Raw genomic sequence first — 14,050 nt, forward strand, 5'->3', positions numbered from 1 at the left:
CAAAAGCAAGAAACCACTGATATATAAGAGAGAATGATATTAATCGATTATATTTGATACGGTATTACCGTTAAATTCGACTTTAAAAGTATTAAATCTATTTTTCCAATATAACCAATGATCGCTATTTAAATTAGGTGTTTTGTGTTCTGGTGGGAAGCCGATGGCATATTTCACGCCTTCTTTTGTCATGCCTTTCTTAACCACACCTTCTTTAATTCCTTGTTGATCAAGTGCACTCAATTTTTTTACTTCTGCAGTATTACACTCAGTACCAAAATAGTTACTTAAGTATTTTGCAAAATCAGGAGATGATTTGTGTTTATCTAAAATATATTCTCTGCCGCTACTATCAATTTTAAACGTAAGGCGTTTAGTGCTAACGTTGACAATATCAACTTGAGTACAAAGAGGAATCAATCCATCTTGTTGAAAATTAACAGAATAAAGTTTTGAACGAGCGTCATCAGGGTGAAGGTTCACAAGAGTATAAACGGGTTTATTGGTAAGGAATAAATCATCACCCGTATTTTTATCAGTAAGAGTCATGACACTCGCGCAACCCGATAAAAATATTAAACCGGAAGTCGCTAATAATGGTTTTAAAAATGACATGGTAGTCCCTTAAATTTCGCTATATATATTTATTTACCGTATGACTCGCATTATTGTATTTGCGCCAAGTCACTGAATTCATATATCCTATACGAGTAGGCTAACAAATTGTAATATTTTTACGACTAGATGGATATCATGACATACGCAAATTTTAATATTATCGATTGGCACGCAATTTCTGCAGGTTTGGATAGCAAAAATGCGTGGTTAGAATGGCGTGAAAATAATTTCACTTGGCCTGAAAATGAAAAAGCGCCAGTCGATAAAATACCAGCGATGGCTCGAAGAAGAATGAGCTCGTTAAGTAAATTAGCCGTGCAAACCGCATTAACATTAGCGGAAGAAAATGACATTGATTATTTGGTTTTTTCTAGTCGACATGGTGAGTTAACTCGAACCGTGGCTCTTTTAGAAGATATTTTGAATGGAGATGATGCTTCTCCAATGGCTTTTTCTCAATCAGTTCATAATACTGCCGCAGGTCTATTTACCATTACGGTCAAAAAAGCCATTCCAGTTACTTCTATTGCTGCTGGAGAGAATACCTTCCATTCTGCGGTTATTGAAGCCGCTGCGTACTTAGCTGAAAATCCAAATGATAAAGTACTTATCATCGATTTTGATGAGCCTTTGCCTTCTCATTACCAAGAGTTTGAAAAACAAAATTATCAAGGCTATGCACTTGGCTTAATAATGAGCGCTGGGGACGTTTTTTCTCTTCAATGGAACAATAAACCTACAATTAAATCTTCTGGATTGCCTCATGGGTTGCAATGTATAGCTAACTTAGTAGGATCACATTCTCAATGGATAACGGAGAGTTCTTCAAAACAATGGATATGGAATCGAAAATAGTCTTATGACTTTACTTCAACGCACTGATAAATACTGGCGAATTTTAGCTACCGGTTTCTGTTTCTCTTTGTTCGGGGTCGGTGCGCTTTGTTTGACATTTATTGTTTTTCCATTGCTTACATTTACTGCAAAAGATAAAAAACAACGTGAAGTTCGAGTGCAATCGATTATCCAACGTAGTTTTTTTATCTTTTGTAAAACAATGCACTATAGTCGTGCGATTAAGTATCAATTTGATGGTGCAGAGCTTCTTCAGAGTGACAGAAATTGCTTAATTGTCGCTAATCACCCAAGCTTAATAGATTATGTTTTAATTGCTTCACAATTGAAGCAATGCGATTGCATCGTAAAAGCAGCCTTATGGCATAATCCGTTTACACAAGGGATTGTCAGAGCGGCGGGGTACATTCCAAATCAAGAACCAGAAGCGTTTTTAGAAGAGTGTTCTGAAAAATTAAACTCAGGTAATGTATTGTTGGTTTTTCCTGAAGGAACGCGAACAACACCGGGTAAAAAATCAAAACTTCAACGAGGCGCAGCGCAAATTGCGGTTCGTAGTCAAAGTGATATTCGTATTATTCATATCACAGTAACACCCAGTTTTTTAACTAAAGAAGCAAAGTGGTATCAAGTTCCTGATGTTCGTCCTTTTTTTCATATACAAGTGAAAGAGAGAGTCGCCATCACTCCATTTATCGAAGACGCTGACGCTTCATCTTCAGCGGCTCGAAATGTAAATCGATTTTTAGATACAGCTTTGTATCCACAAAATGAAGTCAACACATCAAAAGAAAATAAGTAGGTCATTGATGGAAGTATTACACAACGAAATTAAACAATTAATTATTGACGCTCTTAACCTAGAAGATATCTCTGTTGATGATATTGAAACCGAGGCACCGCTATTTGGTGACGGCTTGGGCTTAGATTCTATCGATGCTCTAGAGCTAGGTTTAGCAATTAAGAAAAAGTACAACTTAGTGTTAGATGCTGACGATACTCAAACTCGTGAACATTTTGCGTCAGTAGCAAACCTAGCCGCTTACATTAATGCAAACAAAGCGTAAGAGAGTAAATAATGACAGACGTAAATAAAGAGCAAGTATTAGAGCAAGTAACTTCTGCATTAGTTGAACTGTTTGAAATTGATGAAGCAGATATTACCCCAGAAGCTCAGCTGTATACTGACCTTGATTTAGATAGTATCGATGCTGTCGATCTTGTTGTTCATTTGCAGAAAGTGACGGGTAAAAAAATTAAACCAGAAGAGTTCAAAGAAGTTCGTACTGTCGACGATGTAGTTAATTCTGTAGCTGCACTGTTAAAAGGCGAATAATGCGTTGGCTGACAGCGCTGTCAGCCATTGCACTCTTAGCATATCCGCTAGCGGTCTACTATGGTCTCCATTTTGGTGGAATAAAGACAGTAGCAGGCGTACTAGCGGTGTTGTTTTTAGTGCGTATGGTCGGTGGTAAACAAGTACCGATAAAAGAACTCAAATACATCGCTATTATCAGTGGTGGAGCGGGGATAATTCTTGCTTCTCTTGGTTGGATATTTAAAACCGAAGGCTGGTTTACCTTCTACCCTGTAATAGTCAATGTCGTTATGTTCGTTATGTTTTTTTGGAGTTTATTTCAATCCCAAAGCATGATTGAACGTTTTGCTCGTCTACAAGAACCTGATTTACCTGAAAGTGGCGTTAAGTACACCAGAACCGTAACTAAAATTTGGTGTGTATTTTTTATTATTAATGGCTCTATCTCTTTTTCTACCTGTTTCATGGATATGAAGATGTGGATGCTATACAACGGATTTATTAGCTACTTGCTTATTGGAACTTTGTTCATAAGCGAATGGTTAGTGCGCCAATGGATAAGAAAAAAAGAAGTATGAAAACAGTCTCTCTTTCGCAATTAGTATTACAAGATAAAACAGACCACATGGTGTGTTTTGATGAGCTGCACTCATATATTTCTTATTCTCAATTTCAAAAAGACGTTCAGAAAGCGTGTGCCTTTTTTCAGCAGCAACCTCACACTAAGTGGGCATTGTGTTTTGATGATAGCTATTATTTTGCGGTTACTTTTCTTGCATTAGCCCATGCGGGTAAACATCTTATTCTTCCTGGTAACCATCAACCAGCAGCATTGGCCGAATTATCTCAGCATTTTGATTCCTTAATTCATGATGACATTATCAAGGTGATGCCATGCAGTGAGCATGTTGCCTATCATGATATAAAAAGTGGCCATCTAGCTACATTATCACCACTTCCTCTTCATGAGGTTGCGCTTACTTTGTTTACTTCTGGCTCAACCGATACTCCCAAGCCCATTGCTAAAAACCTTCAATTGCTTGATAACGAAATTCAACAATTAGACAGTTTATGGGGCGAAAAACTCGGACAAAGTGACATTTACAGCACCGTATCACACCAACATATCTATGGTTTATTATTTAGGGTGCTATGGCCATTAACGGCTGGTCGTGCCTTTAGTCGCCATAACTTTATCTACCCAGAGCAAATTTTATCTCATCGACCTGATGATAAAAAAACGCTTATTTGTAGTCCAGCATTGCTTAAGCGCTTAGTTGATCATGAAGGACACAATACTTATCAGATGGTTTTCTCATCTGGTGGGCCGCTTGCTATTGAAGGGGCTGAGCAAAGTGAGAAAAAACTCTCACAGCGTCCATTTGAAGTTTATGGTAGTACAGAAACAGGTGGTATTGGCTACCGTCAGCAGTTTGAACCAAGCTCTTTATGGCGCTTTTTTCCTTCTCATCAAGCCCGTTTAAACATTGAGCATTGCTTAGAATTGCTCTCTCCCTTCATTGATGAAGAAGAGTGGTACGCGACCAGCGATTATTGTGATTTGCTTGCTAATGGTCAGTTTGTTCTAAAAGGTCGCGTCGATCGCGTGATCAAAATTGAAGAAAAGCGTCTCTCTTTAACGGAAGTTGAAAAACGATTAATGCAGTTAGAGTGGATTAATGAAGCAGCAGTGATCCCGATGGAAGAAGAAAAACGCACCGTATTGGGCGCAGTGATTGTTCTATCAGAAGCGGGAACTAAACTTATGAATCAAGGCTCTAAGGGTAAGTTCTGGTTGAGATTGCGTTCAGAACTACGAGAATGGTTAGAACCAGTTGGTATTCCTCGTCGTTTTAGAAATGTTAGTGAAATTCCATTAAATAGCCAAGGTAAACGTCAAATGCACGATTTAAAGCAGCTATTTAATGATGCGAATAATTAAAAAAGATTAGATTATGATAAAACGTAAGCCAAGTATCCTTACAACAAAAGATATCTCAGTAAATGAAGCGCAACCAAGTGTGCTTATTTCTATGCGTGTGGATGATGATATCTTAGATTTCACCGGACACTTTCCAAATCATCCTTTGTTACCCGGTGTTACTCAAGTTGATTGGGCTATTCATTACGCGAAACATTACCTTAATGCACATTCAAACTTTAAAGGAATGGAAGTGCTTAAGTTTCAAGAACCTATTTTACCGAATATGGAAGTAGAACTTGAGCTTAAATGGGATATTGAGAAGAGTAAGCTGTATTTTACTTACCGCTCAAATAAAGGCGATACAGTAAGCAATCACGCTTCTGGTCGTATTGTGTTAGGAGCGTAATCATGACTAACTTTCGCCCTTGTTTTTTAATTCCTTGTTATAACCATGGTAAAACCATTCCTGCCGTTGTTGAATCATTGATGTCGTATGGTTATCCAATGATCATCGTTGATGATGGCAGTGAGAATGAAACAAAGCGTATTTTAGAAGAAGTAACGCAACAGCATGAGTCAATTACCTTAATTACATTAGCTGAAAACCAAGGTAAAGGTGGTGCTGTGATTGCTGGTATCGAAAAAGCCTATCAGCAGAGTTACAGCCATGCGATTCAAATTGATGCTGATGGTCAACATGATCTCGAAGCGCTACCTAAATTAATTGCGGAATCTCAAGAACACCCAACGGCACTGATTTCTGGACAACCTATCTACGATGAGAGTGTACCTAAATCTCGTTTGTATGGTCGCTATGCTACGCATATTTGGGTGTGGATTGAGACACTTTCTTTTGCGATTAAAGACAGCATGTGTGGTTTCCGCTCTTATCCTATCGGTCCAACGATTAACGTATTAGAGCGAGCGGTTATTGGCCGACGAATGGATTTTGATACCGAAATCATGGTTCGTATGTACTGGAATGAAACCGATATTCGCTTTATCAATACTCGTGTTATTTACCCAGAAGATGGCATTTCTCATTTTGATGCATTATGGGATAACGTGAAAATCAGTTGGATGCACACCAAATTATTTTTTGGCATGTTGCCTCGTATTCCTTCATTACTAAAACGTAAACCTGTTCAAGAAGATCATTGGTCGTCTCATGCTGAGCGCGGTACGATTTTAGGTATTCAATTTTTACTTTGGATCTATTCAACGTTTGGTCGCAAAGTATTTTCGCTATTACTTAAACCAGTCATGGCTTATTACTACCTACGTGGTGGTTCAGTCAAAGACGCTTCAGATGACTTCATTCAACAGGTAAATGCTTATGCTCGAATTAAAGGCATTCAATTACCTGAAAAGCTAACCACTTATCGTCATTTGGTCTCTTTTGGTGAAACCATGTTAGATAAGCTTGCGGCATGGCGTGGTGATTTTTCAGATAAAAACCTAACGGTTCATGGTATTGAGCATTATCAAACATTAGCTCAGCGTGAAAAAGGTATTGTATTACTGGGTTCTCATTTAGGAAATCTAGAACTATGTCGTGCGCTTAGCCGTCGTCATACTCACCTGAAGATTAATGCGTTAGTTTTTACTGAGCATGCAGAGCGTTTTAATACGGTAATGAAAACCGTTAATCCGCAATCAGAAGTGAATGTTATTCAGGTGTCTAAAATAGGGCCAGATACCGCCATTTTATTACAGCAAAAAATTGATGATGGTGAGTGGATTGTTATCGTTGGTGATAGAACGTCAGTCACTAAAGAGAATCGAGTGATTTGGGCTGATTTTCTTGGTAAGCCTGCGCCATTCCCTCAAGGGCCATTTATGTTGGCTTCTATTTTAAAGCAACCAGTATATTTAATGTTTGGGCTTCGTGACGATACACAAAAAGATCCGTTGTTTGATGTGTACTTAGAACCGTTTTCTGAACAAATCATATTACCTCGTGGTAAACGAGAAGAGGCTTTGCAAGAAGTCGTACAAAATTATGCTCAACGCCTAGAGCATTTCACATTAAAAGCACCATCACAATGGTATAACTTTTTTAATTTTTGGCAGTTAACTGGAAAGAAAGATGACAACTAATTCAATTACATTTGGTAAAGGACGTCTGACAATTGAAGACGTTGTTGATATTGCAAATGGTGCAAATGCACAACTTAATAACTCTGATGAATTCACTGCCAAAATTGACCGTGGTGTTGAGTTTTTAGAGCGTTTATTAAAAGAAGAAGGCGTGATCTATGGTGTGACAACGGGTTATGGTGACTCTTGTACTGTAGCAATCCCAATGGATTTAGTGGATGAATTACCGCTACATTTAACGCGTTTTCACGGTTGTGGTTTAGGTGAAAATTTAGATGAACAACAAGCACGTGCTGTATTAGCGACTCGTTTATGCTCTTTATCACAAGGGGTATCGGGTGTTACTCATGATTTGCTTAATCAAATCGTCACTCTAATTAATCACGGTGTATCTCCACGTATTCCTCAAGAAGGTTCTGTGGGTGCCAGTGGTGATTTAACACCATTATCTTATCTTGCAGCTGCGCTTATTGGTGAGCGTGAAGTGATCTATAAAGGCGAAATCCGTGCAACTGCAGAGGTATTTAAAGAGTTAAATATCACACCAATCAAGCTTAAACCAAAAGAAGGTTTAGCGTTAATGAATGGTACATCAGTGATGACAGCATTAGCGTGTTTAGCGTATAAGCGTGCGGAGTACTTAGCGCAAATGGCAACTAAGATCACCGCAATGGTATCAGTAGGGATGCAAGGTAATGACTTCCACTTTGATGAAGCGTTATTTGCGGTGAAACCACATCCAGGTCAACAACAAATTGCGGCTTGGTTACGTTCTGATCTACACAACGAAACACCACCAAGAAACAGTGATCGTCTGCAAGACCGTTACTCACTTCGTTGTGCTCCACATGTAATTGGTGTACTTCAAGATAGCCTACCGTTCTTGCGTCAAATGATTGAAAATGAATTAAACAGTGCGAACGATAACCCAATTATCGATGGTGATAATGAGCGTGTTCTTCACGGTGGTCATTTCTATGGTGGTCATATTGCAATGGCAATGGACATGCTAAAAACCGCAGTAGCGAACATTGCTGATTTATTAGATCGCCAAATGGCACAGCTAATGGATTACAAATTCAATAACGGTTTACCATTTAACCTGACGGGTTCAACAGGGGCTCGTAAACCAATTAACCATGGCTTTAAAGCAGTTCAGATTGGTATTTCAGCATGGACAGCAGAAGCGCTTAAAGGAACCATGCCTGCAAGTGTTTTCTCACGTTCAACAGAATGCCATAACCAAGATAAGGTGAGCATGGGTACGATTGCCTCTCGTGATTGTTTACGTGTTTTACAGTTAACAGAGCAAGTGACATCAGCTTCATTATTAGCGGCAACTCAAGCGTTAGTATTGCGTGAAAAGCAAGGTGAGCTTGATGATACTCAGTTAAGTACAGAGCTTAAAACCATGCGTGATGCGGTATTAAGTGAATTTGCTTTTGTCGATGAAGACCGACCATTAGAGAACGATTTACGTAACTTTATGGCGAAGATTCAGCAACAGCACTGGACGCTATACTAAGGTTAAATGTTGTGACTAATACAAATGAAGCTAAGCCAGTGAATGTATTAAGCGCAGAAGTGATGATCACAACCGCCTTTCAGGATGCGGATCCGATGGGGGTTGTGTATCACGGTAATTATTTCCGATTTTTTGAAAAAGCACGTCATGAAATGCTTGAAAAAATCGGTTATAGCTATCGAGATATGATGGCGTCAGGCTATGTTTGGCCCATCATTGACACTCGTGTTAAGTACGTTAAATCCATTCCTTACGATCATAAGATCCGAGTGGAGGCGACACTAACGGAATGGGAAAACCGCATGCGTGTTGATTATGTTATTTATGATGCAGAAACCAACGTACGAATGACTAAAGCCCATACAATGCAAGTAGCGGTAAGCATAGAAACTGAAGAAATGTGCTTTGTTTCTCCTCGTGTATTTACCGATAAAGTAGAGGCTTATCATAATGCTTAATGTTAAACGTTATTGGTCATTATTGGTGACATCGTTTGTTATGCTTTTTAGCGTAAATAGCTTTGCATTTAGTGTTGATGACTTGCAGCAGCAACTCGCAAAATCGACGCTTGTTCGTGGTGATTTTAAACAAGTAAGAACTATGCAGATGTTTGCACAGCCACTATCGACATCAGGTACTTTTTTGTTGGATCATGAAAAGGGGTTATTGTGGCAACAAACAACGCCTTTTCCGATTGCGTTGACTTTAACGCAGAACAAACTTCGCCAATCCATTAATGGTGACACTCAAGTCATGACGGATTCAGATAATCCAATGGCGTTTTATTTTACTCGTCTATTTCTATCTTTATTTAAAGGCGATACGGAATCCATTAAAGCAAATTTCACTTTGCAATTAACGGGTGAAAAAGACGCTTGGACACTCATACTCACTCCAACCAAAGCCCCAATTGACAGCGTATTTAAAACCATAAAAATTGAGGGTAATGACTATTTAAATCGAGTGGTATTAAGTGAAGTGCGAGGTGACGTAACTGAAATGGTATTTACTAATCAGTCGACAGAACCTGCGACCTTAACAGAAGAAGAGTTACGTGTTTTCGAATTCTAATTGGATAAAGCCACGAGTTTTAGCTCTGGTTTGGGCATTGGCTCTATTAGGAATAGCTGGGGTATTTGGTTATCAATGTACAACCAAAGGTGCACTGCCAATAGAAACTAATATCTTGGCATTATTACCTGATAATCAACAAGATAAAGTTGCTCAGCAAGCGTTTGATAATATTGCTAACACCATGAGTGACAAAGTGGTGTTTGTAGTTAGCCAAACCCAAGGTGACAGTAAAAAACTGATTGAAGCGGTTGATCAGTTTAATGAAGAACTGGTTGCGTTACCTATGTTTGACTCGGTAACGGCAACGATAAGTCCTGAGCAACAACAAGCGTGGGGGAAATTTTATTTTCCTGCTCGCGCTCAGTTACTGACAGCACAGCAAACCCAACAATTAGAACAAGCACCAGAACAGCAAGTTCAAAAGGTATTACACGCACTATACAATCCTTTTTCAGGTGTGACGGGAGGGGAGTTAGAGAACGATCCTTTCTTGTTATTTCGAGATTATTTATCAGGGTTAACTCAAAGCTCAGGTAATGTTCAAGTAGAGAACGGCTATCTGATTGCCAAACACGATGATAAAGAATACGTTGTGATCACCGCCGATCTATCAGGATCATCATACCAACTCTCTTTGCAGCAGCAATTACCTCAACTATTGTCACTTGAAAGCAAAGTATCAAAAACATTCTCGGTTAATATTCAACATACAGGTGTGATCTTTTATGCAGCCCATGGGACAGAAAGTGCCAAAGGAGAGATCAGCACTATTGGTCTTGGGTCTCTTATCGGGATAATTGTTCTTGTCTTTTTGGTTTATCGTAGCACTTTGCCTTTGGCACTGGCTTTACTTTCCATTTCAACGGGACTTGCTTGTGCCTATGTATTGACGGTCGCTTTATTTGGAACGATTCACCTCTTTAGTTTGGTTTTTGGTGCCAGCTTAATTGGGGTTTCTATTGATTATGCATTTCACTTTTTAACCGATCGACTTCATGCGGGTAAAAAATGGAATTCAGTGGTGGGTATTCAACAGTTGTTTCCTGCCATTACCTTGGGATTAATTACCAGTTTAATTGGTTATTTAGGTATGCTTATTGCGCCTTTCCCAGGATTACAGCAATTATCCTTATTCTCCGCCATTGGTTTAACAGCAGCTTATTTTACCGTGGTATGTTGGTATCCAGTACTGGCAAGTAAACCAAATCAATATAACCGAGTACCGATGCAGCGAGCGCTGAGTCAGTGGCTCTTAGTGTGGCAACAACCGCTTATTCGATTAGTCTTACCATTAAGTTTATTGATTGCTGCAAGCTTTGGTGTCTATATGGCGAAATATGATGATGATATTCGTCAGCTTCAAGCTTTACCACATGCACTGCAACAGCAAGAGAGAGAGATAAAAGCGATTACAGGTGTCGGTGGCTCTCAGCAACTATTGCTTGTACGAGACAGTTCTGAAGAAGGATTACTGCAAAAGTTAGAAACCATATCGACTAAACTGGATAAACGTGGTGATTTCGGTGGCTATCAATCCATAAGCCGTTATGTACCGTCACAAAAAAGACAACAAGAAAATTACCAATTAGTTAAACTCCTGTATCAGCAACAATCTGAGTATTATCAAAGTGTCATACAGCAAAAAACAGCGCTGGATTTTTCACAACAATATCAGCCTTTGACTATAAATGGCTTCTTAGCGTCACCAATATCAGACACGGTTGGTTTTTTATGGTTAGGTAAAATCGATGGTGTATTTGCTTCGGTGATTACTTTCAATCAAGAAGTGAACAGTAGTGAGTTACAGGCATTTGCAGCGGATAATCACATTACTTATTTAAATAAAGCAGAAGAGATCTCTCGTTTATTTGCCGATTATCGACATCGTATTACCGAGCTATTATTGTTTGCTTATGCCGCTATTTTCTTACTGTTGTTACCTCGCTATAAAATGAAACAGGCGTTTTTAATTGTATTGCCACCATTTATAGCGGGTTGCGCCGGTTTAGCTGTAACCGTTTTAACTGGCGTACCGTTGAATTTGTTTAACTTACTCGCCTTGATGTTGATTTTAGGGATAGGAATAGACTACACCTTGTTTTTCGCAGAGCAGAATAAGCAAAGTGATGATTCACATAAAGAAAGCACGTTATTAGCGATTTCTTTATCTGCGTTAACGACGATTTTGTCATTTGGTTTATTGGCCTTGAGTGAAACCCAAGCGATTCATAGCTTCGGTATTACGGTACTAACCGGGATTATCGTTGCTTGGTTACTGGCTCCGTTAAGCCAACAAAATAAAGAGAGTAAAGGGCACATCAATACGTATTCGGAGAAAAAAGATGCATCATAAGGCCATAAAAGTCCACCATCTTATAGCGCTTGTTCTATCCTTTCTTTTGATGGGATGTGCAGCTAAGCCAATAAAGCAACCGAATCAAGTTGAAGTGTCACAAGGACAATTTGTTACTTTACCTCAGCCTGAAGAGTATGGCAGTGACTTATCACTTAGTCAGTTAATCTCAGTAGAATGGCAAGGAAAAAAGAATCAGCTTCCTGTTCAACTGCAACTGACAGGTAATGACTTGGTATTAGCTGGCTTTGCCTCATGGGGTTCTCGTTTATTAAGCTTAGATTATGATGGTCAAACGTTAGATACTTACGTAATGGCAGGGCTAAGTGACACACTACCACCGCCAGAACAAGTGCTATTTAATGTCATGATTACCTTGTGGCCACTGGAAGCATGGCAAGGAAGTTTAACTAGCATTGGCTGGCAACTAAACGAACATGACAATCATAGAACATTAGTGAATGAATCAGGAAAAACGATCCTTGATGCTCGTTATGATGACATCACAGACAAATTAAGTGGTGAAATTGTGTTAACAAGTCCAGACTTTGGTTATGTCATAAAAATTAAAACGTTCTCGCATTCAAATACAACAACTCAAAATAATAACGGATAAATTAAATGAGTGACTTTCCTTTATATATACATGCGTGTGGCTCACATTCAGCCATGGGTAAAGAGGTTGATGAAATCCATCAAGTATTGAGTGGAAATAAAGCACCATCAATGCATAAAGAGACTGGTTGGCTCAATGATGGTAAAGCAACAGTAGTTGGTAAGGCATTAGGTGAATTGCCTTTAGTTCCTGAGCATTTGTCTCATTGGGATACAAGAAATAATCAGCTAGTTCTGTCAGCTTTACAGCAAATCGAACCCCAAATTAAAGCCGTAAAAGAGAAATACGGTTCAGATCGTATTGCTGTTATTGTTGGCACAAGTACCTCAGGGATCTCTGATGGTGAAGTCGCTTTAAAAGAGAAGATGGAGCAAGGTGTTTTTCCTGCAGGTTATAGTTATAAACAACAAGAGTTAGGAAACCCTGCAGATTTTATTGCTCAATACCTTAATATCGATGGACCAACGTATGCTATTTCAACCGCTTGCTCCTCAAGTGGTCGTATTTTCTTATCAGCAAAGCGTTTACTAAAAGCAGGGTTTGTTGATGCAGTAATTATCGGTGGAACAGACAGTTTATGCCGTTTAACGCTTAATGGATTCAATAGTCTAGAAGCATTATCAAATGAGTATTGTTTGCCGTTTAGTCCTAATCGAAAAGGGATAAACATTGGTGAAGCGAGTGCGTATATGTTGTTAAGTGCAGAGCAAAAAGACTCTGATGATCCAATTGCTCTACTAGGAGCAGGAGACAGTTCGGATGCTCACCATATTTCAGCGCCACACCCAGAAGGGAAAGGAGCGATTGAAGCGATGAACAAAGCACTTAATGATGCAGGGTTAACGCCAGAAGATATTGGTTATATCAATGCTCATGGAACTGCTACGCCGTTGAATGATGCGATGGAATCTAAAGCGGTTCATGCTGTATTTGGTGATTCTGTACCAGTGAGTTCAACAAAGCCGTTAACGGGTCATACATTAGGTGCCGCAGGTATCATTGAAGCAAGCATTTGTTGGCATATTTTAAAGTATAATTTACCGCTACCTAAGCAGATTAATGACGGACAGCAAGATGATGCACTGGCTGATATTCAGCTTGTGGTTGATCAACCACTAAGAAAAAAAGCCGTTATTAGTAATTCATTTGCCTTTGGCGGTAATAACATCAGTTTAATTTTTGGATGTATTTGATGAGTAGTATTCCTCCTTTAATCGACCTTTTGCCCCATGATACTCCATTAGCTCTGGTTGATGAGTTGATTGAGGTAAATGACTTATCGGTTCATTGTCAGGTGACAATCGGTGAGAATAATGTATTTTTTAATCATGAGACGAAAACCGTTCCCGCTTGGGTTGGTATTGAGTTCATGGCGCAAAGTATTGCGGGTTGGTCTGGCTATCATGCGTGGAAAAAAGGCAATAAGTCACCAATAGGCTTTTTGCTTGGCAGCCGTAAATACCAAGCTGAGTGCAGCGAGTTTCAACAAGGCGACACACTCGACATTTTTGCAGAGCAAGTACTAGAGAATAATGGCATGGCCGTATTCAGTTGTTATATTGAGTACAAAGGACAACAGTTGGCATCGAGCCAATTAAACGTGTTCGTGCCAACAGAAGAAAAATTAGAAGAGCTCTTAACGCCAAAGCAGTAACGCAGTAGTAGAG

At 39.2% G+C, this 14,050-nt stretch carries 16 protein-coding genes; 15 read left to right on the plus strand and 1 reads right to left on the minus strand.

The window, feature by feature from the left end:
- Window positions 1-39 precede the first annotated feature (39 nt).
- Window positions 40-615, minus strand: a complete 576-nt coding sequence (locus AVFI_RS04395; RefSeq protein ID WP_054775284.1) for a YceK/YidQ family lipoprotein — start codon at window positions 613-615, stop codon at window positions 40-42.
- 138 nt (window positions 616-753) lie between these two features.
- Between AVFI_RS04395 and AVFI_RS04400 the strand changes: the two genes are divergently transcribed.
- The 15 genes from AVFI_RS04400 to AVFI_RS04470 all read left to right on the plus strand — a co-directional run bounded on the left by AVFI_RS04400 (window position 754) and on the right by AVFI_RS04470 (window position 14,037).
- Entirely contained in the window at window positions 754-1,473 is a 720-nt protein-coding gene (locus AVFI_RS04400; protein WP_188863394.1) for a beta-ketoacyl synthase chain length factor, read from the plus strand.
- Window positions 1,474-1,477: 4 nt separating this feature from the next.
- Complete coding sequence (locus AVFI_RS04405; RefSeq protein WP_005418336.1) at window positions 1,478-2,275, plus strand: lysophospholipid acyltransferase family protein; 798 nt, start codon at window positions 1,478-1,480, stop codon at window positions 2,273-2,275.
- Window positions 2,276-2,282: 7 nt separating this feature from the next.
- Window positions 2,283-2,540: a phosphopantetheine-binding protein gene (locus tag AVFI_RS04410; RefSeq protein WP_005418338.1), complete on the plus strand. Its 258-nt coding sequence runs from the start codon at window positions 2,283-2,285 to the stop codon at window positions 2,538-2,540.
- Between the two features lie 11 nt (window positions 2,541-2,551).
- Complete coding sequence (locus tag AVFI_RS04415; RefSeq protein WP_005418340.1) at window positions 2,552-2,809, plus strand: acyl carrier protein; 258 nt, start codon at window positions 2,552-2,554, stop codon at window positions 2,807-2,809.
- The gene (locus tag AVFI_RS04420) at window positions 2,809-3,369 is read left to right on the plus strand and encodes a COG4648 family protein (protein ID WP_005418342.1); all 561 of its coding nucleotides are present in this window, start codon (window positions 2,809-2,811) and stop codon (window positions 3,367-3,369) included. The genes AVFI_RS04415 and AVFI_RS04420 overlap by 1 nt, the downstream gene beginning before the upstream one ends.
- Window positions 3,345-4,733: an AMP-binding protein gene (locus AVFI_RS04425; RefSeq protein ID WP_188863393.1), complete on the plus strand. Its 1,389-nt coding sequence runs from the start codon at window positions 3,345-3,347 to the stop codon at window positions 4,731-4,733. Before AVFI_RS04420 ends, AVFI_RS04425 begins: the two co-directional genes overlap by 25 nt.
- A 13-nt stretch (window positions 4,734-4,746) precedes the next feature.
- Window positions 4,747-5,121, plus strand: coding sequence for an ApeI family dehydratase (locus tag AVFI_RS04430; protein WP_054775285.1), 375 nt, complete (start codon window positions 4,747-4,749; stop codon window positions 5,119-5,121).
- A 2-nt stretch (window positions 5,122-5,123) separates the two neighbouring features.
- Window positions 5,124-6,815 carry a glycosyltransferase family 2 protein gene (locus AVFI_RS04435; protein ID WP_017018449.1) on the plus strand — a complete coding sequence of 564 codons (1,692 nt, stop codon included), beginning with the start codon at window positions 5,124-5,126 and terminating at the stop codon, window positions 6,813-6,815.
- Window positions 6,805-8,340, plus strand: a complete 1,536-nt coding sequence (locus AVFI_RS04440) for an HAL/PAL/TAL family ammonia-lyase (RefSeq protein WP_054775286.1) — start codon at window positions 6,805-6,807, stop codon at window positions 8,338-8,340. Before AVFI_RS04435 ends, AVFI_RS04440 begins: the two co-directional genes overlap by 11 nt.
- A gap of 62 nt (window positions 8,341-8,402) precedes the next feature.
- Complete coding sequence (locus tag AVFI_RS04445; RefSeq protein WP_155650294.1) at window positions 8,403-8,798, plus strand: acyl-CoA thioesterase; 396 nt, start codon at window positions 8,403-8,405, stop codon at window positions 8,796-8,798.
- Window positions 8,791-9,411, plus strand: a complete 621-nt coding sequence (locus AVFI_RS04450; protein ID WP_155661761.1) for an outer membrane lipoprotein carrier protein LolA — start codon at window positions 8,791-8,793, stop codon at window positions 9,409-9,411. Before AVFI_RS04445 ends, AVFI_RS04450 begins: the two co-directional genes overlap by 8 nt.
- Window positions 9,395-11,767, plus strand: a complete 2,373-nt coding sequence (locus AVFI_RS04455) for an MMPL family transporter (RefSeq protein WP_188863392.1) — start codon at window positions 9,395-9,397, stop codon at window positions 11,765-11,767. Before AVFI_RS04450 ends, AVFI_RS04455 begins: the two co-directional genes overlap by 17 nt.
- Window positions 11,757-12,383 (plus strand): DUF3261 domain-containing protein, encoded by a 627-nt coding sequence (locus AVFI_RS04460; RefSeq protein WP_188863391.1) that lies wholly within the window; start codon window positions 11,757-11,759, stop codon window positions 12,381-12,383. Before AVFI_RS04455 ends, AVFI_RS04460 begins: the two co-directional genes overlap by 11 nt.
- A gap of 5 nt (window positions 12,384-12,388) precedes the next feature.
- The gene (locus AVFI_RS04465; protein ID WP_054775287.1) at window positions 12,389-13,576 is read left to right on the plus strand and encodes a beta-ketoacyl-[acyl-carrier-protein] synthase family protein; all 1,188 of its coding nucleotides are present in this window, start codon (window positions 12,389-12,391) and stop codon (window positions 13,574-13,576) included.
- Window positions 13,576-14,037 (plus strand): hotdog family protein, encoded by a 462-nt coding sequence (locus AVFI_RS04470; RefSeq protein WP_188863390.1) that lies wholly within the window; start codon window positions 13,576-13,578, stop codon window positions 14,035-14,037. The genes AVFI_RS04465 and AVFI_RS04470 overlap by 1 nt, the downstream gene beginning before the upstream one ends.
- The last annotated feature ends 13 nt before the right edge of the window (window positions 14,038-14,050 follow it).

It is taken from the genome of Aliivibrio fischeri ATCC 7744 = JCM 18803 = DSM 507 (assembly GCF_023983475.1).
In the GTDB taxonomy this organism is placed as follows: Bacteria; Pseudomonadota; Gammaproteobacteria; order Enterobacterales; family Vibrionaceae; genus Aliivibrio; species Aliivibrio fischeri.

Coding starts and splice junctions, on each gene's coding strand:
- AVFI_RS04465 (WP_054775287.1), top strand. CDS start 12,389: ATGAGTGACTTTCCTTTATATATACATGCGTGTGGCTCACATTCAGCC.
- AVFI_RS04440 (WP_054775286.1), top strand. CDS start 6,805: ATGACAACTAATTCAATTACATTTGGTAAAGGACGTCTGACAATTGAA.
- AVFI_RS04470 (WP_188863390.1), top strand. CDS start 13,576: ATGAGTAGTATTCCTCCTTTAATCGACCTTTTGCCCCATGATACTCCA.
- AVFI_RS04395 (WP_054775284.1), bottom strand. CDS start 615: ATGTCATTTTTAAAACCATTATTAGCGACTTCCGGTTTAATATTTTTA.
- AVFI_RS04435 (WP_017018449.1), top strand. CDS start 5,124: ATGACTAACTTTCGCCCTTGTTTTTTAATTCCTTGTTATAACCATGGT.
- AVFI_RS04460 (WP_188863391.1), top strand. CDS start 11,757: ATGCATCATAAGGCCATAAAAGTCCACCATCTTATAGCGCTTGTTCTA.
- AVFI_RS04415 (WP_005418340.1), top strand. CDS start 2,552: ATGACAGACGTAAATAAAGAGCAAGTATTAGAGCAAGTAACTTCTGCA.
- AVFI_RS04405 (WP_005418336.1), top strand. CDS start 1,478: ATGACTTTACTTCAACGCACTGATAAATACTGGCGAATTTTAGCTACC.
- AVFI_RS04430 (WP_054775285.1), top strand. CDS start 4,747: ATGATAAAACGTAAGCCAAGTATCCTTACAACAAAAGATATCTCAGTA.
- AVFI_RS04400 (WP_188863394.1), top strand. CDS start 754: ATGACATACGCAAATTTTAATATTATCGATTGGCACGCAATTTCTGCA.
- AVFI_RS04450 (WP_155661761.1), top strand. CDS start 8,791: ATGCTTAATGTTAAACGTTATTGGTCATTATTGGTGACATCGTTTGTT.
- AVFI_RS04410 (WP_005418338.1), top strand. CDS start 2,283: ATGGAAGTATTACACAACGAAATTAAACAATTAATTATTGACGCTCTT.
- AVFI_RS04445 (WP_155650294.1), top strand. CDS start 8,403: ATGATCACAACCGCCTTTCAGGATGCGGATCCGATGGGGGTTGTGTAT.
- AVFI_RS04420 (WP_005418342.1), top strand. CDS start 2,809: ATGCGTTGGCTGACAGCGCTGTCAGCCATTGCACTCTTAGCATATCCG.
- AVFI_RS04425 (WP_188863393.1), top strand. CDS start 3,345: ATGGATAAGAAAAAAAGAAGTATGAAAACAGTCTCTCTTTCGCAATTA.